The 18,979-nt window shown below is 47.5% G+C and carries 22 protein-coding genes; 17 read left to right on the top strand and 5 right to left on the bottom strand.

Annotated features, from left to right (window positions below; all coding sequences use genetic code 11):
* Positions 1–84 precede the first annotated feature (84 nt).
* Positions 85–1,677: an L-aspartate oxidase gene (nadB, locus tag Q320_RS0101555; RefSeq protein WP_027467541.1), complete on the bottom strand. Its 1,593-nt coding sequence runs from the start codon at positions 1,675–1,677 to the stop codon at positions 85–87.
* A 198-nt stretch (positions 1,678–1,875) separates the two neighbouring features.
* Between nadB and rpoE the strand changes: the two genes are divergently transcribed.
* From rpoE to Q320_RS0101485, 14 genes are all read left to right on the top strand, one after another.
* Complete coding sequence (gene rpoE, locus Q320_RS0101550) at positions 1,876–2,478, top strand: RNA polymerase sigma factor RpoE (RefSeq protein WP_027467540.1); 603 nt, start codon at positions 1,876–1,878, stop codon at positions 2,476–2,478.
* A 45-nt stretch (positions 2,479–2,523) separates the two neighbouring features.
* A complete protein-coding gene (locus Q320_RS0101545) occupies positions 2,524–3,000 on the top strand; it encodes a sigma-E factor negative regulatory protein (protein WP_027467539.1) in 477 nt (158 codons plus the stop codon).
* A gap of 1 nt (position 3,001) precedes the next feature.
* Positions 3,002–3,967: a MucB/RseB C-terminal domain-containing protein gene (locus Q320_RS0101540; RefSeq protein WP_027467538.1), complete on the top strand. Its 966-nt coding sequence runs from the start codon at positions 3,002–3,004 to the stop codon at positions 3,965–3,967.
* Positions 3,968–3,980: 13 nt separating this feature from the next.
* On the top strand, positions 3,981–4,445 hold the full coding sequence (locus Q320_RS20515; protein WP_051534370.1) for a SoxR reducing system RseC family protein: 465 nt from the start codon (positions 3,981–3,983) through the stop codon (positions 4,443–4,445).
* Between the two features lie 33 nt (positions 4,446–4,478).
* A complete protein-coding gene (locus Q320_RS0101530) occupies positions 4,479–4,718 on the top strand; it encodes a glutaredoxin family protein (RefSeq protein ID WP_027467537.1) in 240 nt (79 codons plus the stop codon).
* 85 nt (positions 4,719–4,803) lie between these two features.
* Positions 4,804–6,597 carry a translation elongation factor 4 gene (lepA, locus tag Q320_RS0101525; protein ID WP_027467536.1) on the top strand — a complete coding sequence of 598 codons (1,794 nt, stop codon included), beginning with the start codon at positions 4,804–4,806 and terminating at the stop codon, positions 6,595–6,597.
* A gap of 30 nt (positions 6,598–6,627) precedes the next feature.
* A complete protein-coding gene (lepB, locus tag Q320_RS0101520; protein WP_027467535.1) occupies positions 6,628–7,587 on the top strand; it encodes a signal peptidase I in 960 nt (319 codons plus the stop codon).
* An 11-nt stretch (positions 7,588–7,598) separates the two neighbouring features.
* On the top strand, positions 7,599–7,964 hold the full coding sequence (locus Q320_RS0101515; RefSeq protein WP_027467534.1) for a DUF4845 domain-containing protein: 366 nt from the start codon (positions 7,599–7,601) through the stop codon (positions 7,962–7,964).
* Between the two features lie 17 nt (positions 7,965–7,981).
* Positions 7,982–8,692: a ribonuclease III gene (rnc, locus tag Q320_RS0101510; protein WP_027467533.1), complete on the top strand. Its 711-nt coding sequence runs from the start codon at positions 7,982–7,984 to the stop codon at positions 8,690–8,692.
* Entirely contained in the window at positions 8,689–9,633 is a 945-nt protein-coding gene (era, locus tag Q320_RS0101505) for a GTPase Era (protein WP_051534369.1), read from the top strand. The genes rnc and era overlap by 4 nt, the downstream gene beginning before the upstream one ends.
* A 3-nt stretch (positions 9,634–9,636) precedes the next feature.
* A complete protein-coding gene (gene recO / locus Q320_RS0101500) occupies positions 9,637–10,362 on the top strand; it encodes a DNA repair protein RecO (protein ID WP_027467531.1) in 726 nt (241 codons plus the stop codon).
* A gap of 143 nt (positions 10,363–10,505) precedes the next feature.
* Positions 10,506–11,240, top strand: a complete 735-nt coding sequence (pdxJ, locus tag Q320_RS0101495; protein ID WP_035851655.1) for a pyridoxine 5'-phosphate synthase — start codon at positions 10,506–10,508, stop codon at positions 11,238–11,240.
* Between the two features lie 89 nt (positions 11,241–11,329).
* Positions 11,330–11,689, top strand: a complete 360-nt coding sequence (locus tag Q320_RS0101490; protein WP_027467529.1) for a SpoIIAA family protein — start codon at positions 11,330–11,332, stop codon at positions 11,687–11,689.
* A gap of 46 nt (positions 11,690–11,735) precedes the next feature.
* Positions 11,736–13,448: a cyclic-di-GMP receptor FimW-related protein gene (locus Q320_RS0101485; RefSeq protein WP_027467528.1), complete on the top strand. Its 1,713-nt coding sequence runs from the start codon at positions 11,736–11,738 to the stop codon at positions 13,446–13,448.
* Between the two features lie 70 nt (positions 13,449–13,518).
* Here Q320_RS0101485 and mog read toward each other — a convergent pair whose 3' ends face one another.
* The 3 genes from mog to yjgA are packed head-to-tail and all read right to left on the bottom strand — an operon-like array spanning position 13,519 to position 15,347.
* Complete coding sequence (gene mog, locus Q320_RS0101480) at positions 13,519–14,100, bottom strand: molybdopterin adenylyltransferase (RefSeq protein WP_027467527.1); 582 nt, start codon at positions 14,098–14,100, stop codon at positions 13,519–13,521.
* The gene (locus Q320_RS18010; RefSeq protein ID WP_035851651.1) at positions 14,097–14,759 is read right to left on the bottom strand and encodes an HAD-IA family hydrolase; all 663 of its coding nucleotides are present in this window, start codon (positions 14,757–14,759) and stop codon (positions 14,097–14,099) included. The genes mog and Q320_RS18010 overlap by 4 nt, the downstream gene beginning before the upstream one ends.
* A 3-nt stretch (positions 14,760–14,762) precedes the next feature.
* Positions 14,763–15,347, bottom strand: a complete 585-nt coding sequence (gene yjgA, locus Q320_RS18005; protein ID WP_051534368.1) for a ribosome biogenesis factor YjgA — start codon at positions 15,345–15,347, stop codon at positions 14,763–14,765.
* 87 nt (positions 15,348–15,434) lie between these two features.
* Between yjgA and pmbA the strand changes: the two genes are divergently transcribed.
* The 3 genes from pmbA (at position 15,435) to Q320_RS20510 (ending at position 17,951) form a co-directional block, all read left to right on the top strand.
* On the top strand, positions 15,435–16,766 hold the full coding sequence (gene pmbA, locus Q320_RS0101465; protein WP_027467526.1) for a metalloprotease PmbA: 1,332 nt from the start codon (positions 15,435–15,437) through the stop codon (positions 16,764–16,766).
* On the top strand, positions 16,763–17,389 hold the full coding sequence (locus Q320_RS0101460) for a DNA-3-methyladenine glycosylase family protein (protein WP_027467525.1): 627 nt from the start codon (positions 16,763–16,765) through the stop codon (positions 17,387–17,389). Before pmbA ends, Q320_RS0101460 begins: the two co-directional genes overlap by 4 nt.
* Positions 17,390–17,483: 94 nt before the next feature.
* Positions 17,484–17,951: a polyhydroxyalkanoate granule-associated phasin gene (locus tag Q320_RS20510; RefSeq protein WP_156938946.1), complete on the top strand. Its 468-nt coding sequence runs from the start codon at positions 17,484–17,486 to the stop codon at positions 17,949–17,951.
* Positions 17,952–18,005: 54 nt separating this feature from the next.
* Here Q320_RS20510 and Q320_RS0101450 read toward each other — a convergent pair whose 3' ends face one another.
* Positions 18,006–18,965, bottom strand: a complete 960-nt coding sequence (locus Q320_RS0101450) for a dihydroorotate oxidase (RefSeq protein WP_035851647.1) — start codon at positions 18,963–18,965, stop codon at positions 18,006–18,008.
* Positions 18,966–18,979 lie beyond the last annotated feature (14 nt).

Raw genomic sequence — 18,979 nt, 5'->3', positions numbered from 1 at the left:
TATTGAGATACCCTTGTTGATGTAAATAGAGCGCCGTGTAGGCGCTCTATTTATTTTAAGGTGGCTATTTAAAAAAGCGTTGGCTTAAACCTTGGTTTTATAGTTTTCCGGTTGCAGCAAAGTCGGTTTGGAATCCACATCAATACCTGGGTAATCGCGGCTGTAATGCAGGCCACGGCTTTCTTTACGCGCCATCGCGCAGCGCACGATAAGCTCGGCAGTGATGACGAGATTGCGTAGCTCGATCAAGTCGTTCGATACGCGGAAATTGCGGTAAAACTCGTGGATTTCGCGCTCCAATAATTCAATCCGGTGCAGCGCGCGCTCAAGGCGTTTATTGGTGCGCACAATCCCGACGTAGTCCCACATAAAGCGGCGTAATTCATCCCAGTTATGCGCAATAACCACTTCCTCGTCTGGATCGGTAACGCGGCTTTCATCCCACTCTGGCACTTCTGGCAGTGTGACTGGCGTTTGCTGCAAAATATGTGCAGCGGCTGCTTTGCCGAGCACCATGCATTCGAGTAGAGAGTTCGATGCCAAGCGATTTGCGCCGTGCAGCCCAGTGCAGGCGACTTCGCCAACGCCGTATAAGCCCGTCACATCGGTGCGGCCTGTTAGATCTGTCACCAGTCCGCCGCAGGTGTAATGCGCCGCAGGAACGACGGGAATCGGTTCTTTGGTGATGTCGATGCCGAGTTCTAAGCAGCGTTGATAAATATTTGGGAAGTGCTCTTTGACAAACGCGGCAGGTTTATAGGAAATATCCAAATATACACAATCAAAACCGCCGCGCTTCATTTCAAAGTCAATCGCGCGGGCGACGATGTCGCGTGGCGCGAGTTCGGCGCGTTCATCGTGCTGCGGCATAAAGCGCGTGCCATCTGGTAGGCGTAAAATGCCGCCTTCGCCGCGCACCGCTTCGGTAATCAAAAACGATTTAGCGTGCGGGTGGTACAGGCAAGTCGGGTGAAACTGGATAAATTCCATATTCGACACGCGGCAACCCGCGCGCCAGCCCATCGCGATGCCGTCACCGGTCGCGACGTCAGGATTGGTCGTGTACAGATACACTTTACCCGCGCCGCCAGTGGCTAAAACAGTAAACGGTGCGAGTATGGTTTCGACTTGGTCTTTTTCTTTGCTATAAACGTAGGCGCCGATGCAGCGATTTTTTTCGGTTTTATCCGTGATCAGATCGACGGCGATGTGTTCTTCAAGCACGGTGATGTTCGGATGTGCCGCCACTTTGATTGCCAGCGTGTCGATCACCGCTGCGCCGGTGGCATCGGCAGCGTGAATAATGCGGCGATGGCTATGACCGCCTTCACGCGTAAGGTGATAGCCGTGGTAGCTGCTTTCGCCTTCGTCATCTTTGGTGAAGGGCACGCCCATTTTAATCAGCCAATCGATGGCATCTTTGGAGTTTTCAATAATAAAGCGCGTGGCGTCTAAATCGCACAGGCCCGCGCCAGCCACTTGGGTGTCGCGAATATGTAGCTCAACACTGTCTGAGCCATCCAGTACTGCCGCGATACCACCTTGAGCCCAACCACTGCCACCATCGCGGAGTGCACGTTTGGTAATGAGGCCAACTTTGAGTTTTTCTGCCAATTGCAGGGCGATGGTCATCCCACCGAGGCCGCTACCTAGAATCAGTACATCAAATTTACGCATGGTCATTATTTCAAAAAGTGGATGGTCAAATATTAACAGAGCGGGGCAGCGCGTGCTTGAGTGCGCACCATTGATCTTGTAATAATCTGGATCTACCCAATATTAAAGCTAGATAAGTACGTCTGGCATTGGCTTACCATAAACCTTTCGGACGGTTGCTTATGAATTTACTTTGGGGAGTTGAACTTCTTGCTTAAGATCAGTGAGCGCGATTTAGATCAGGAATTGGTCTTGCGGGCGCAAAATGGCGATCAGCGTGCTTTTGAGTTGCTGGTAGTCAAATATCAGCGCCGAATTGCGCGGCTTTTGTCGCGAATGATTCGCGACCAAGCCGAGATTGAGGACGTATCCCAAGAGGCTTTTATTAAAGCCTATCGTGCGCTGCCGACTTTTCGCGGCGAAAGTGCTTTTTATACTTGGCTGTACCGAATTGCGATCAATACGGCAAAAAACTATCTTTCGACCTTGGGCCGACGGCCGATGTTGGCGACTGAGTACGAAGATGAAGATGGTGATACTGTCGACGCCTCTTCTTTGGTGCCCGATTTTCATACGCCGGAAACTGAACTATCCAATAAACAGATTGTCTCTACAGTGAATGAGGCGGTAAATGCTTTGCCAGAAGAGCTGCGCGAAGCGATTACTTTGCGGGAAATGGATGGGATGAGTTACGACGAAATTGCTGCGGCAATGGACTGTCCGATTGGTACCGTGCGTTCGCGAATTTTTCGCGCACGTGAAGCGATTGCTAATCGCTTACGTCCTTTACTTAAAGAAGTCGGCAAAGATAAGCGCTGGTAGTGCGCTATCGCTACATCGCCGCAATGCAATAAAAAGGTTGCCAAAATGAATGAAAAAATCTCTGCATTAATGGATTGTGAAGTGGATCGGGTTACAGCCTCGGCCACGATTAATGAAATATTGGCATCGAATCTACAGCAAACCGCTTGGTATGAGCTGCATGCGGCACGCGATGCAGTCCAGCACTGCCCCTTGTCGCCCGATTTTATGGCTAGATTCTCTGCGCGTTTGGCGTTAGAGCCTATCGTGATCGCGCCGCGTCGCTGGCATAAGCCTCATTTTGTTAAATCATTATTGCTGCCCGCTTCGGCTGTGGCCTCGGTGATGTTTGTGGGGTTGGCTTTCTGGCAATTCTCAATGCATAGCGTAGCGCCAAGCCCGGCCACAATGGCACAGGCGCCAGTGGTGATTAAATCGAGCGAAATTAGCCCCTATTTGGCGGCGCATCGCGAAGGGCTTTCAAATTCATTTGCATCAGAGCAGCTAGCTATGGCTAATTTTGAAGCTGGAGAACAGCGTTAATATGTTGGCAAATTCATTGGCGCGGGTGCTTGTATTTGTGCTTGGGTGTTTTTCGGTATTGGCAGCCCAGGCGGCCAATTTAGAGCGTGCCGAGGCTTTACGTGTTTTGACGCGAGCCGCAACCGCTGCGGAAACAGTAAATTACTCGGGCAATTACATTCTTCAGTACGGCGATAGTGTTACCAATTTTCAAATTACGCATTTGATTGAAAATGGTATTAGCACTGAGCGCCGAATTTTATTAGATGGCGAGACCAAAGAATACATTCGGATTGGCGATAAAGTGATGATGTATCCGCCGCCAGGTAACGGATTTGTTATTGATCGTCGCTATACCTCGAAGTTATTCCCAAATCATTTGCCGAGTGACTTGTCTGGATTGCTTAGCTCTTATGGCTTGTCGAAAATAGGTCGTGATCGTGTAGCAGGTCGGGAGGCGCTGGTTTATCAATTGGAACCGCTGGATGCTTATCGTTATCCGCAGCGCTTTTGGGTGGATGAGGAAAGTGGCCTGATTTTAAAGTGGTTGATGATGGGAATGCGCCATGAAGTGGTTCAGCGCTTCAATTTTGCCCAAATTCAAGTGGGGGGAGGGATAGATCGCAAACTGTTAAAGCCAACTCATGCCGTGCGAGCCGTCCCAGTGGTAGAGGGTGAGGCGATTGATTTGGCGAGTGATCCACATTGGCAAATTAAGCCGAGCATTCCGGGCTTTAAACTCATCAAACAAAGTACACGTACTTTGCCGCACAAGCACAGAGAAGTGTTGCATCATTTGTATAGTGATGGCGCGGTGACGCTATCGGTGTTTATTGAGCCCATGAATTCGAGCCTTCCTTTGGGTTTGGCGCATCAGGGGCCAATTCATTTATATGCACGCCAAGTTGGTGGTAATTTGGTGAGTTGCTTGGGTGAAGTGCCTGCGGCTACGGTGGAAGGGTTTTCGAACGCTTATGCCCCACGTTAATTTTGGAAATTAAATGATAGTGAGCGAAGCTCAGGTTGAGCGTTGTGAGGGTGAATTTGCATGGGTGAGTATTCGCCCACATTCGCCTTGTGGTCATTGCAACCCGAAAACCGGCTGTAAGTCGGTGGCGATTACGCGACTGTTTGGCGCTGCACAGCAAAGTTATCAAGTCAAAAATACCTTGGGTGCGAGGCCGAACGACTTGGTTAAAGTGGCCGTAAATGATGGTGTTTTGCTCAATACCGCGCTGTGGGCTTATGGATTGCCATTGATGCTGTTGATTTTCGGCGCTGTGATAGGTAGTGCCTTGGCTAGCGTTGCGCGGGCTGAATTATTTTCTTTACTGGGTGCTGCACTTGGTTTTGCTGTTGGTTTTTTAATTTTGCGTTTGAGAAACCCTTCGGCGCAAGCGATGCAGCCACGGATTGTTGAGATTATTCCGGCAAATATGAAATTAACATCCTGTTCAAGTCGTTAATTGGCTTGATAATTGTTTTTGAGGTGTCGTGTAGTGAAATTGAAATTGTTTGGTCGAGAGTATTGCGGCTTATGCACGGTAATGCGTGAGCAGCTGTTGGCGCAAGCGGCAGGGCGCTTTGAGGTGGAGTGGATTGATATTGAAGATATCGATGAATTAGAAGCGCTGTATGGCGAGCTGGTGCCCGTTTTGACCGATGCAGAGGGGCTTGAAATCTGCCATTACCATCTGGATCAACAGGCTTTGGATGTCAGCTTGGCAAAAATCAGTTAAAATAAGCGGTTATCGCTAGTATGGGCACGCGCGGCGTGCCTTTTTCTATTTGCAATTGTGTAACAGCTTAGTGGCTGCGGGACTCATGGATCACATTCGTAATTTCTCTATTATCGCGCATATCGACCACGGTAAAAGTACCTTGGCAGATCGCTTTATTCAATTCTGTGGCGGCTTGGAAATGCGCGAAATGAGCGCGCAAGTGCTTGATTCAATGGATATTGAAAAAGAGCGTGGTATTACGATTAAGGCGCAAACCGCGGCCTTAAAATATAAAGCCCGCGACGGCAAAATTTACAATCTCAATTTAATTGACACTCCAGGTCACGTTGACTTCAGCTATGAAGTGAGCCGCTCTTTGGCCGCTTGTGAGGGCGCCTTATTGGTCGTCGATGCATCGCAAGGGGTTGAAGCGCAAACCGTTGCTAATTGTTATACGGCACTGGAGCAAGGCGTTGAAGTTCGCGCGGTACTGAATAAAATTGATTTGCCAGCGGCTGATCCTGATCGCGTGGCCAAAGAAATTGAAGACATCGTTGGTATCGAGGCAACTGATGCGGTGCGTGCATCGGCTAAGTCGGGTATTGGTATCGAAGATATTCTGGAAGAGGTCGTCAATAAGATACCCCCACCTAAGGGTAATCCTGATGGCCCACTGAAAGCACTGATTATCGACTCATGGTTTGATAATTATGTCGGCGTAATTATGTTGGTTCGCGTCGTTGACGGCGAAATTCGTCCGAAAGACAAAATCCTGTTTATGTCGACCAAAGCGCAGCACTTGTGCGAGCAAGTCGGTGTGTTTACGCCTAAATCAGTGCAGCGCGAAGCACTGCGCGCCGGCGAAGTGGGCTTTATCATTGCCGGTATCAAAGAAATCGCCAGCGCCAAAGTGGGCGACACGATTACCACAGTAAAAGCACCAGCAACTGAAGCTTTACCTGGCTTTAAAGAGGTTAAATCACAGGTTTTTGCTGGTTTGTATCCGGTTGAAAGCCATGATTATGAAAAATTGCGCGATAGTTTAGAAAAGCTGCAATTGAATGACGCGTCTTTGCATTACGAGCCAGAAGTATCGCAAGCATTGGGTTTTGGTTTCCGTTGCGGCTTTTTAGGTCTGTTGCATCTAGAAATCGTGCAAGAGCGCTTAGAGCGCGAATTTGATATGGATTTGATTACCACCGCACCCAGCGTGGTGTTTGAGTTGGTGCTCAAAGGTGGCGAAGTCGTTCAAATCGAAAATCCATCGAAATTACCTGATCCATCCAAATACGATGAAGTGCGCGAACCAATTATTACCGCAACGATTTTGGTGCCACAAGATTATGTCGGCCCTGTGATGACGCTGTGCAATCAAAAACGCGGCATGCAAATTAATATGCAATACATGGGTCGCCAAGTGATGTTGACCTATGAAATGCCAATGGCTGAAGTGGTGATGGATTTCTTTGATAAATTGAAATCAGTGAGCCGTGGTTATGCTTCGCTGGATTACGATTTCAAAGAGTTTCGTGTTGGCGATTTGGTGAAATTGGATGTGCTAGTGAATAGCGAGCGCGTTGATGCGCTGAGTTTGATTGTTCACCGTAGTACTAGCCAATATCGTGGCCGCGAACTTGTCTCAAAAATGCGCGAATTGATCCCGCGCCAAATGTTTGATATTGCAATTCAAGCTGCGATTGGTAGTCATATTATTGCGCGTGAAACAGTGAAGGCGACACGTAAAGACGTCTTGGCAAAATGTTATGGTGGCGATGTTTCACGTAAACGTAAATTGCTCGATAAGCAAAAAGCCGGTAAAAAACGCATGAAACAAGTGGGTAATGTTGAGATTCCACAAGAAGCGTTCTTGGCGATTTTGCAGGTGAGTGATAAATAATTATCGCGTTTTGTTCAAAAGGAACAATCAATGAATTGGCTGTTAATCGGTGTGCTTTCCTTGGTGTTGGGGCCTGTTTTGATTATGGCGGGCGCTAAGCACGAGCGTAAAAACAATGAACCACCACAATTAGTGCAGTACGGCTATTTGTTGGCAGTCGTGGGTTTGTTTGTGCTATTGGTGCAATTTTTTAGCATCAGCGCTGCAATGCTGATTTTTGTCGTCCTGACTGGTTTTGTTTGGGCGATGGATAAGTTTGTTTGGGGTAAAACCCGCGGTGAGAACCAAATTGCCGATTGGATTGAATATGGTCGTGGTTTCTTTCCGGTGATTTTGGCCGTATTTGTATTGCGCTCATTTATTGTCGAGCCATTTCAAATTCCATCTTCATCAATGCGCCCAGGTTTAGTGGTGGGAGATTTTATTTTAGTGAATAAATTCGCCTATGGCGTTCGTTTGCCGCTGCTGAATAAAGTCATTGTTCCCATCGGTGAGCCGCAACGCGGCGATGTGATGGTGTTTGATTACCCAAACAACCCAAAAATCCAATACATCAAGCGCGTAATTGGCTTGCCAGGCGACGTGGTTGAGTACCGCTCCAAAAAACTCACCATTAATGGTAATCCGGTTGAAACGCTGCCTTTAGCAGATCATCAGTATGTTGAAAATGGTGTTTATCTAGTCAATAACCAGCAATTTCTTGAACGTCAGGGCACAAAGCAGTATAAAACTTTGACGATGGCCGAAGTGCCTGCGTTGAATTTGCGTGAAGTTGGCGATTTCCCATTGCGTGAAAATTGCAGCTATGATGATTCAGGTTTTAAATGCACGGTTCCTGCGGGGCAGTATTTTATGATGGGCGACAATCGCGATCATAGTGCAGATAGCCGTTACTGGGGTTTTGTACCAAATGAAAACATTGTCGGGAAAGCATTTTTCATTTGGATGAATTTTAAATATTTTGATCGTATCGGTACCACGATTCAATAGGAGCGAAGGGAATGAAAAAGCAATCTGGAATGTCTTTTTTCGGTTTTATTATTGTCGCGATGGCTGTTGCAATGGCTTTAATTGTTGGCTTTAAAGTCGTACCCACGTATACGCAGTTTTTTTCTATTCAGAATACGGTACAGAAATTAGCTAAAAATAGTGCCGGTCAAACGCCAGATGCAATTCGTGAATCTTTTGATAAAGAAGCAACGATTGGTTATATCACCGATGTGACTGGGAAAGATTTAGTCATTACGCAAATCGGTGGAAAAACGACCATCGCGGCTAATTATGAGAAGGTGATCCCTTTGGTGGCGAATGTGAGTTTATTGTTTGATTTTCAAATTGAAAAATCATCTGGTGCTAGTGTTGAATAATTCGAGGAATCTTTAATTTGTCAGTCGTCTTACCCGCCGAGCGTTTGCAAAAAACGCTCGGTTATGTTTTTTCTGAGCCTAAATTGCTCAAGCAAGCTTTAACGCATCGTAGTTTTTCTTCGACGCATAATGAGCGGCTGGAGTTTGTTGGCGACGGTATTTTGAATGCGATTGTGGCGCGGAGTTTGTTTCTGGCGTTTCCACAATTGAGCGAAGGTGATTTGTCGCGCTTACGCGCCCACTTTGTTCGTCAAGAGTCGTTAGCGATTATTGCAACCGAGCTGCAGCTGGGTGATTACTTGTCTTTGGGCGAGGGCGAGCTGAAAAGTGGCGGTCATCGCCGCCCTAGTATTTTGGCTGATGCGCTAGAGGCGATCTTGGGGGCGGTTTGGTTGGATGGCGGTTTTAGTTCAGTTGAGGCCGTACTGCACAAATTATTTGCTACAAGGATTGCTGCGGTAAATCCTGAAGAAGCGATGAAGGACCCCAAAACGTCACTGCAAGAATGGTTGCAGGCGCGAAAAGTAGATTTGCCCGCTTATGTGATTGAGCGTCAGCAAGGGGATTCTCCCGATCAGATTTTTGAAGTGAGCTGCACGATTGTTGAACTGAAAGTGTCGGCAAAAGCAGAGGGTACTAGCCGCCGTGCCGCAGAACAATTGGCTGCTGGCGCAGTACTCCATCAATTGCGTGAGCAATTTCCAGGTAAAAAGGTTGTGCGAAAATGAGTGAAATACTAAATACAAATGATCTGATTGCTTCAGAAGGTCGGGACGGATTTCGCTGTGGTTTTGTGGCGATTGTAGGTCAGCCGAATGTGGGTAAATCCACGCTCATGAACCATTTGATTGGCCAGAAATTAAGTATCACCTCACGGAAAGCACAAACTACCCGTCACCGAATTACAGGTATTTTGACGTCGGAAACTGCGCAATTTGTATTTGTGGATACACCAGGCTTTCAAAAACGGTTTCGTAATGCCTTAAATCAGGCCATGAATAAAAGTGTTACCAGCACTTTGGCTGATGTGGATGCAATTTTATTTGTCGTTGAAGCGGGACGTTTTGGTCCTGCCGATCAGGCCGTGCTGGAACTATTGCCGAAAGATCGTCCTGTGTTGTTGGTCATTAATAAAGTCGATACCTTGGCGGACAAAGGCAGTTTGTTTCCGTTTATTGAAACAGTTTCCAAGCATTTTAATTTTGCGGCTATCGTGCCGGTGTCGGCACAAAAAGGCTTGAAACTTGATGTGCTGGTCTCGGCTATTGAACCTTTATTGCCTGAATCAGTGCCTATGTTTGCCGAAGATCAGATTACTGATCGTAATGAGCGTTTTTTGGCTTCGGAAATTATTCGTGAAAAGATTTTCCGCATGATGGGCGAAGAGTTGCCTTACGTGATGGCGGTTGAAATCGAAAAATTCGAAGAGGAAACGCTCGCAGATGGTCGTGAATTGCGTCGAATTTACGCTGCCATTTTGGTTGATAGAGAGAATCAAAAGCCGATCTTGATCGGAAAAAATGGCGCAAAATTGAAAAAAATCGCGACCGATGCCCGTGTCGATATGGAAAAACTTTTTGAAGCCAAGGTTCATCTAGAGGTTTGGGTGAAAGTGAAGAGTGGCTGGGCTGACGATACACGCTTAGTACGTCAATTTGGTTACGAATAATCGATGAGTCGGGCTGCAGCGAAGCTGCGAATTAACGCGCAGCCTGCTTTTGTAATCCATCAATATGCATACCGCGAAACTAGTCGTTTGCTGGACGTTTTTTCGCGCGATCATGGCCGAATCACCATCTATGCGCGCGGTGTTCAGCGGCCGGGCTCGCAGATTCGTAGCGTACTGCTGGGCTTTCAGCCCTTGTTGCTATCATGGTTTGGTGGTGGCGAGTTAAAAACGCTGCATTCGGCTGTATGGCAGCCGGGCTTGCCGCAACTTTCTGGTTTGCCTTTGCTGTGTGGTTTTTATATTAACGAGCTATTGCAGCGCCTGTGTCCAAAACAAGAGCCTAATTCGGTGTTGTTTGCTGCATATTTCGAAGCAATACAAGCGCTGTCGATGTTAGGGAGTGCGAATGTAGAACCCGTGCTGCGTAATTTTGAGCGACAATTGCTAGATTGTCTTGGCTATGGCATTAGCTGGCAATTCGAAGCGCATTCAAGTCGACCACTTAATCTGCAACAATCCTATGAATTTCAGCATGGACATGGCCTGATTCCTAGTCAGGGCATCAATGCTTGCCCTGCGCCCTTGATTTTAGCGTTTTCGGCCGCAAATTTTTCCAACGAGCAATTGTTGCCATGGGCCAAGATGTGGATGCGGCAATCGATCACCAGTTTGCTGGGCGATACTGTTTTGCACACTCGGCAGTTACTCATTGATTTGCAAAAGTTATAAGTACCAGTTTGATTTTGTATCGCTTGCTGTATTTCTGAGCGCGCTCTTGAACGTTTGATACGTTTCATTAGGGTATTTGCTTCTGGCTATTGTTTTGTAATGCCTTCATATGTATACCTACTATTAATAGGATTTGATTAGAGATGTCTCGTCCCATTTTGCTTGGCGTTAATATTGATCATGTCGCCACGGTGCGTAATGCGCGCGGCACAATTTATCCGCATCCTGTATTGGCCGCGCAATTGGCCGAACAAGCTGGTGCAGATTTGATTACTTTGCATTTGCGTGAAGATCGCCGCCACATTCGCGACGAGGATGTACGGCTGGTGCGTGCAGTGTTGCAAACGCGTATGAATCTTGAAATGGCACTGACTGAGGAAATGCTGGCGCATGCGCTCGATATCTTGCCGCAGGATGTGTGCTTGGTGCCAGAGCACCGAGCTGAAGTGACGACCGAGGGCGGGCTGGATGTGCTGCGTGATCCGCAACATGTGGGCAAGTATATTCAAGCTTTACAAGAGGCTCAAATTCGAACGTCGATTTTTATCGATCCTGATCAAGCGCAAATTCAAATGGCACATGATTTGGGCGCCCCTGTGATTGAGATTCATACAGGCCGCTACGCCGATGCCAAATCTAGAAAAGAACAGCAGTTTGAACTAGAAAGAGTGCAAGACGCAGCCGCGTTTGCCGCGTCATTGGGCTTGATCGTCAATGCAGGTCATGGCTTGCATTATCATAATGTGCAAGCAATTGCGGCGATCCCCGAAATTGAAGAGCTTAATATTGGTCACGCTTTGATTTCACATGCGATTTTTGTTGGCTTGAAGACGGCCATTGCTGAAATGAAGGCATTAATGTTGGCATCTCGTACGTAATTGAATGATTGTTGCTGATTGTTTACCTAATTGCGTATTTATTCTCTATGCTTTAGTGTAAGAATCATTCGACGCTTTAGGGGTAAACCATGATTAGCATTTCACATGAAGCAGAATATATTCATGCGGTTGTTTTCGAGCAGTTTACCTTGCAGGATTACAAAGAATTTGAAGTGAATGTGCTCTATGACATTCGTTTCCATGGCTCGGCACGCTTACTGCTCGACCTTAGTCAAATGGATGGCTACACCATTGATATGGCTTTGGAAGAAATCCGTTTCTCAAAACAAAATCGTCAAAACTTTGATCGAGTTGCGGTAGTGAGTAACGATCAGTGGGTTTTGTGGTCGGTCTGGCTGAATCAGGCGATTGCTGAATCAGAGATTAAAATATTTCCGGATGTTGAGAGTGCCCAATTTTGGCTGCAAGAAGTCAGTCTTGCAGAGTAAACGCAAATGACATTTGAACTGTTAACCGTATTGGCTGGATAAAACTATGCTTGATCGAATCACATCACTGTTTTCTCGTGAGAAATCACCGCTGGCTAATCCTAAATTAGCCACGCAGTGGTGCAAGCAAATAGAACCGCTCGACCCCGCGTCGCAATGCAATAAGGTGCATGGATTAATTAGTGATTTTGTTGCAGGAGCTGATAAAGTTTCGATTGAGCGCTTGCAGGCGCTGATGCTGATTGACGAACAAGTACAGGAGTCGTTTGAGGCCGTTTGCTATCAATATATTTCCAATCCGCGCATGTCAAAAGATATGGAGCAAAAACTATGGAAATCGATAGTTAGTTTTGCGGCCGATATGGTTGAGGCGTATCAGCGATTTGTTCAGGCCGAAAATAGTGAAATGCAGCAACAGCAATTTGATTTGCTAATGCCGGTAGTGCTGGCGCGTAGCCTGCGCTATGTGGCAATTCAGGCCAAATGGCATTATTTCCGCTTTGAGCGCGTGCCGTCTAAGTTATGGATTCAGGCGCATCAAATGTATCGTTTGTCGGAAGTGGGTGCATTTGACTGTAATCCGTTTGAGCTTTATCCATCCTATAAAAAAGAAGTCTCATCGTGCGCTGATGAGTACATCCAGATGTTGATGCTCAATACGCTGGCCAATAATAATCTATCAGTACGCCAGATTGATATGGTCGACGGCTGGCTAGAACAATGGTCGAAATTAATCCAGTTTGCGCGTAAATATCAGAATGATCGGCATCATTTTTGCGTTAATTTACAAGAATCACAAGGCCCGCAAAAAATTAATAATGATTTAGTCGGCGAGCCTTATCGCTACTGGGGCTTAAATGATTTAATTAGTCAAATTCAAGAGATTTTGGGTAAATTAATGACCGGCTCAAGTTATGCATCATTGGATTTAGGTTCTGATGCACGTGGCCCGGCCGTTGGTGAGTTGCTAAAACACTTGGATGTGTTTTGGACTATGTGCATGCGTAACAGCCAAGTGAAGCGCAGTGAGCGGCAGAAAGTAACTAAAGCCGCTGATATTATCTATGGTTTAGATCGCGTTTGTCGTTATGTGAAGCAAGATAATGATAAATTCAGCCGACAAGGCGTCGAGAATAAAGATCAAGTCGATTACGATGAAATCATGGATATGCGTTTATATGGTTTCGTTTCATCGCGGACGAAAGAAAAACTGGCTGCCAATCCATATAGCTTTACTGTTAATAAAAAAGAAAACGATTGGCAAGCATGGGCGGTAGATAACGAAAGTACCGACGGTTTTGGCGCGGTGATTCGTTTTTCTGAAAATGAATGGATACGACCTAGTTTATTAATCGGCTCACGTGCGAGTAGTGCCGATAATTGGCATGTCGGCATTTTGCGTCGTATTGCCCGTTTAAGTGAAGATGAAGTATCGGTTGGCGTGCAGGTTGTCAGTGGTACGCCGGTGATGGTGGGTATGAAGTCTGAGCAGAACGACCGGATTGAAAATATTACCGTCGCTGAGTTGGGATTTACCGGTGGTTTGGAATTGCCAAACGTACGTACTGCGCTGTATGTACCGCATCAAATCAACGGCGCCAGCGTTAATACACTGATTATGCATTCTGCTGATTATGGTCTGGATAAAATTTACCAAGTTAACGCTAGAGATAAAAAATTCTCGGTTAGCTTAGGCTCGGTACTGGAAAAAGGCGTGGACTGGACTTGGGTAACGGTGAACGTCTTGCGGCAAGATTAAGTCGTTAAGCAAAAATTTGAATTATAAAAACGGCGTGTTTTTTTAACACGCCATTTTTATTTTTACCGTTCTAAATTCGAATTGCCGATTTAGGCCTAAATGAATTGACGATTTCTGGATTCGTTTCAATATAAGGACCTTCAAGCAATTGGATGCAATAGGGAATGGCCGAAAAAATTCCTGCCACTAACGTTTTCCCTGTCGAATCTTTTAATCCTTCCAGTGTTTCTTGAATTGATTTGGGTTGTCCAGGTAAATTCAAGATCAAACTCGCGCCGCGAATAACGGCCGTTTGTCGCGATAAAATCGCTGTTGGTACAAATTTCAAGCTAATTTGCCGCATTTGCTCGCCAAAGCCGGGCATTTCTCTATCCATTACTGCTCGCGTCGCGTCTGGTGTGACATCGCGTTTGGCGGGGCCAGTACCACCTGTGGTGAGGACGAGATCGCAGCCACACTGATCGACCAACTCGATCAGCGTCGCTTCAATAAGGCGTTGCTCATCGGCGATTAAACGAGTTTCTAGCGTAAATGGTGTGATTAGCGCTTGGTCAAGCCAATTACTTAAGGCTGGAATGCCTTTGTCTTCGTAAACGCCAGCGCTTGCGCGATCCGATATCGAGACCAGACCAATTTTAAAGACTTGATTCATCTCAGACTCAAAGACAGTACTTGAGAGTTTTGAGTGAGGGTCAATTGGTCAAAGTTACTCACTTGTCCGTGCGCCAATCCAGTTGAATCCGCACCAGCAGCGGCCGTGATAACGATGACTGTACTGCCCGCAGTGTGCGCTGAGTGAATACCATTCGGTGCGTCTTCAAAAGCAATGCATTCTGCTGGTGATACATTCAGCAAGGCTGCGCCTTGTTGATAAGGTGCTGGGTGAGGTTTACCTTGAGCAACGTCTTCTGCGCCGATCAGATATTTGGGCGTAGGCAGGCCAACATAGGCTAATTTCGCCAGTGCCAACTCGCGGGGCGCTGAAGTCACTACTGCCCATTGCTCGTTATTCAGTTGATTTAGAAATTCAGCCGCGCCAGTGATCGCAATCGTGCCTTCGAGGCTACTCAGCTCTTCAGCGATCAGCAACGCCTGTTCGGTTTGAACATCTAAGTGCGGTGCGACTAGCGCGATGGTTTCTTCGCCACGCCGCCCATGCATGACGCGCATTACTTCAGCAAAGCTAATGTCATTGCGTTCAGCCCAACGCTGCCAAATACGCTCGATACAAGGGGTTGAATCGATCAAAGTCCCATCCATATCGAACAAGAAGCCTTTGGCGGTAAAAACTTGAGCTGAATGCTGCGTCATACATTATTCCTCGTTATTTTCTTCTTCGGCTGTCACTTCGTCTTGATAGCCAGTTGCCGGTTCTTTGATGTATTGCTTCATTAACTGGAACAATTCACGGAATGCTTTAGGCGGAATGTGCTTGCCTTCGGCTTGTTGTTGACGTTCTTTTTGCGCGTTGCGAATCAGCTGGCGCAGATATTGAATGTCGACTTCGGGATAATCGGCAATGAATTTTTCAACGGCTTTTACGTCGGTGACCATGCGTTCGCGCAAACGCTCAATCTGGTGTAGCCAAATATTATGCGCATTAGTGATGCCGTTTTGTGCATCCAGAAACGCATAAATCGGCGCCGGATCGATATTACGCATCAGTTTGCCGATATACTGTTTATTACGCGCGGTGGCCACGTTAGCCGTAATTTTTCGGCCTTCTTTGATTGCGTGCAGTAAATTTTCTGGCAAGTTGAGCGGCAATAATTGCTTAGGCGTGAATTCAAGTAAAGTAGCGCCTAACTTTTGCAATTCCGTTGCTTCACGCTTGGCTTGTGACTTACTGATGATGCCTACTGGCTCATCGCTATCATACTGATTGTACTGATTGGCCATATATGTCTGAAATAGGTGCAAAAGCAGTATGATACCAAACGAAAGCCTGTTACTGATTGTTCTTCATCGTTCTTCTGGGAAAACTCTGTGTCTGAATTTAGTTTTAGTGAACAAAATCTGCGTGATTTAGCTGCACAAGTGCTGCAAGAGGCCAAAAAGCAAGGCGCCACTGCATGTGATGTTGAAGTCTCTGAGGGCGCAGGGCAAAACGTTTCCGTGCGTTTGGACGAGATTGAAACCATCGAATACAACCGAGATAAAGGCGTAAATGTAACCGTCTATCTGGGGCAGCAAAAAGCACACGCCAGCAGCAGCGATTTTTCGAGTAATGCACTCGCTGAAACCGTGAGCAAGGCACTCAGCATCGCCAAATACACCGCCAGCGACGAATTCGCTGGTCAAGCCGATCCGGCGCGCCTGTGTACTAAATTCCCTGATTTAGATTTATACCATCCATGGCCGCTGGCCGTTGAAGGTGCGATTGAGTTAGCGCGTGAATGCGAAGCCGCTGCGCGTGCGGTTGATGCACGGATTAATAACTCGGATGGTGCAACGGTATCGACCTCTGGCTCGCGCTGGGTGTATGCCAATTCGCAAGATTTTATGGGTGCCGGAACCAGTACGCGCTATAGCATCTCAGCGGCGGTGATTGCCGAGGACGAGAGCGGCATGCAGCGCGATTATTGGTATAGCTCGGCACGAGCGCACACCGATTTGGATCATGCCAAAGCAATCGGTCAACGCGCGGGCGAGCGTACCGTACGTCGCCTTGGCGCGCGACGTTTGAAAACCGGCGAATATCCGGTGCTGTTTGAGGCTCCAGTCGCTAGTTCTTTGATTGGACATTGGATCTCCGCAGTAAGCGGCAGTAGTCTATATCGCAAATCAAGTTTTCTGGTTGATAGTCTCGGGCAATCTGTCTTCGCGCCGTGTGTGACGATTCATGAAGATCCATTTCTAAAGCGCGGTTTTGCCAGCGGTGCGTTTGATGCCGAAGGCGTGGCTACGGTTGCGCGAACGGTAGTTGATGCCGGTGTGCAACAGGGGTATTTCCTTGGGAGCTACTCTGCACGTAAGCTAGGGATGGATACCACTGGGAATGCTGGTGGCCCGCATAATATCCTCGTGTCGCCGACGACCGAAGCCGCCGGTTTATTGGCGCAAATGGGGACAGGTTTGCTAGTGACTGAATTGCTTGGTCACGGCACGAATATGGTGACAGGTGATTATTCACGCGGCGCGGCTGGGTTTTGGGTAGAGAATGGAATAATCCAGTATCCAGTCGAAGAAATCACCATCGCAGGTAATTTGCGTGACATGTACCAAAATATCGTTGCAATTGGTGACGATGGTTTGAAATCGAGCAGCCGCCAAGTTGGTTCGATTTTGATTGAACGCATGACGGTCGCCGGCGAATGAGTCACGGCCACCCCGCCTATTGGCAGCAAGCCTGCGATGAGTTATCCGCAAATGATGCGGTGATGGCAAAACTGATTAATGGGTATACGTCTATCAGCCTGAATGGGCGAGGCGATGCGTTTCATACCCTTGCTCGATCGATTGTAGGGCAGCAAATTTCGCTCAAAGCGGCCGATTCAGTTTGGGCGCGTTTAACAGCCACTTTGGGCGATGTGAGCAGCGAAAGCGTGTTAGCTAGTTCAATCGAAATTTTGCGTAGCTGTGGTTTATCAGGACGAAAAGCTGAATATCTTGGCGATTTGGCGCAGCGCCATCAAGCTGGGCGTTTAGATCCAACGCTGTGGCAAGATTGGGATGACGATGCGATTATTCGCGAACTCATCACGATACGCGGCATTGGCCGCTGGACTGCCGAGATGTTTTTGATGTTTTATTTACTGCGCCCAAATGTATTGCCGCTGGATGATATTGGCTTAATCAAAGGGATTGCCTTGAATTATCACGGCGGTGAACGATTACCGCGAGCTGATTTGCTGGCTTTAGCGCAGCAATGGCAGCCGTGGTGCAGCGTGGCAACGTGGTATTTGTGGCGCAGTTTAGAGCCTGTACCCGTTGAGTATTAGGTGCGGTGTTTGTTTTGTACTCCAAAGGTGTTTCCTGCGGGGCATGTGTTTCACGGACTATTTTTGTTTTATAACGACAAACTAAAAAGTTGATATGACTAAACCGACTCAAGATCCATTTATGGCGTGGAATGAATTAGCGCAAAAAACCCAAGAAATGTGGCTGGATTCGGCTTTTGTTTTTTCGCAGCGCACACAGCGTATGGCGCAAGCAGGTGTGAACCCTTCTGAAGCTGATCAGCAGGAGATGAGCCAAATGGGTTTAGAGAAGCTGGAGGCGGTGGGCGAATCCAGTCTGGCGGCTTGGCAGCACTTAGGGCAAATGCAGCAAGCGATGTGGAACTCGGCTTTGCAGCAAACTCAGGCGGCGATGGGTATGGTGGCCGCTTCAGTCGGTTCGCCGCAAGAGCAGGCCGCAGCGCAACAGGCCTACCAATATAGCGTTTTAAGTCCAGATCATTTGGCCGAGGCTGCGGCAAATATGGCGCATGCAGTGCTGCATCCAGTCCATAAACGAACGGCTGAAAATGCCGAGCGGCTTAAAAAAGAGTCTGAAAAATAAGCGAAGAGCGGGCTAGCCCGCTCTTTTTACGTCAACAGAGTCTAATGTGACGATTTACAGTGTTTTTAGCTTGCCATGAAACTCGGCCAGATGCGTGTAGCCTTTTTGCGTCATGATGTCGAGTAGCTCTGATTTGACTCGCGCAAAAATACTTGGTCCTTCTTCATATAAAGCCGTTCCCATTTGCACCAAGCTCGCTCCCGCCAAAATATGCAAAAAGGCCTCCGCGCCGGATTTAACACCACCACAGCCAATAACGGCTTTGTCTGGGCAGCGGCGATAAAACGCATTCACATTGGCGAGTGCGGTCGGCAGGACATAATCTCCGCCAAGTCCGCCAAAGCCGTCTTTGGGTTTGATAATCACTGATTCGGTCTGAATATCGATGACCAGTGCATTGCCGATTGAATTAATACAAGTCACAAAGGCGACGCTGGGGTAGCGATTCAAAATCGCAGCGGCTTCATCAAAATGCGCAATATCAAAGTAGGGCGGTAATTTCACCCCCAACTGGCGCTGGCCATAGCCCGAAGTGACTTCGGCCAAAAGCGTATCCATCGCATCAAAGTCATAACCCAATTGCGCTTTGCCCGGCACATTGGGGCAAGACAGATTGATTTCGAGGATGGCCGGTGTGACTGCATCTTTTAGGCTGGCTATCATCGCTAGATTGTCATCCAGCGTTAGGCCAGACATCGAGATAAATAGCGGCTTGGTTTCGTAGTTGTGTCGTTCCGCGTAGCGCAAATAATAGGCAAAGCCTTCGTTGGGTAGTCCCATCGAATTGATGCTACCCCAAGGTTTGTCGCCGTCGAGCACGCGATAGCGCGGCTCTGGATTGCCATCACGCGGCTCGAGCGTGCAGCTTTTAGTGACCATTGCTCCTGATTCGCATTCTTGCAGTGCCTCTAGTTGTGAGGCCACACTGCACCAAACGCCGGAGGCATTCATCAGCGGATTGCTCAGTGGTAAATCTAAAAAAGTAGTCGCTAGACTGGGTGTGAAATTGGGCATGGCAAAAGCTCCCT

Source organism: Deefgea rivuli DSM 18356 (assembly GCF_000620145.1).
Classification (GTDB): Bacteria; Pseudomonadota; Gammaproteobacteria; order Burkholderiales; family Chitinibacteraceae; genus Deefgea; species Deefgea rivuli.
The sequence above is the reverse complement of the archived record's forward strand: the minus strand, read 5'-3'. Positions and strand labels throughout refer to the sequence as shown.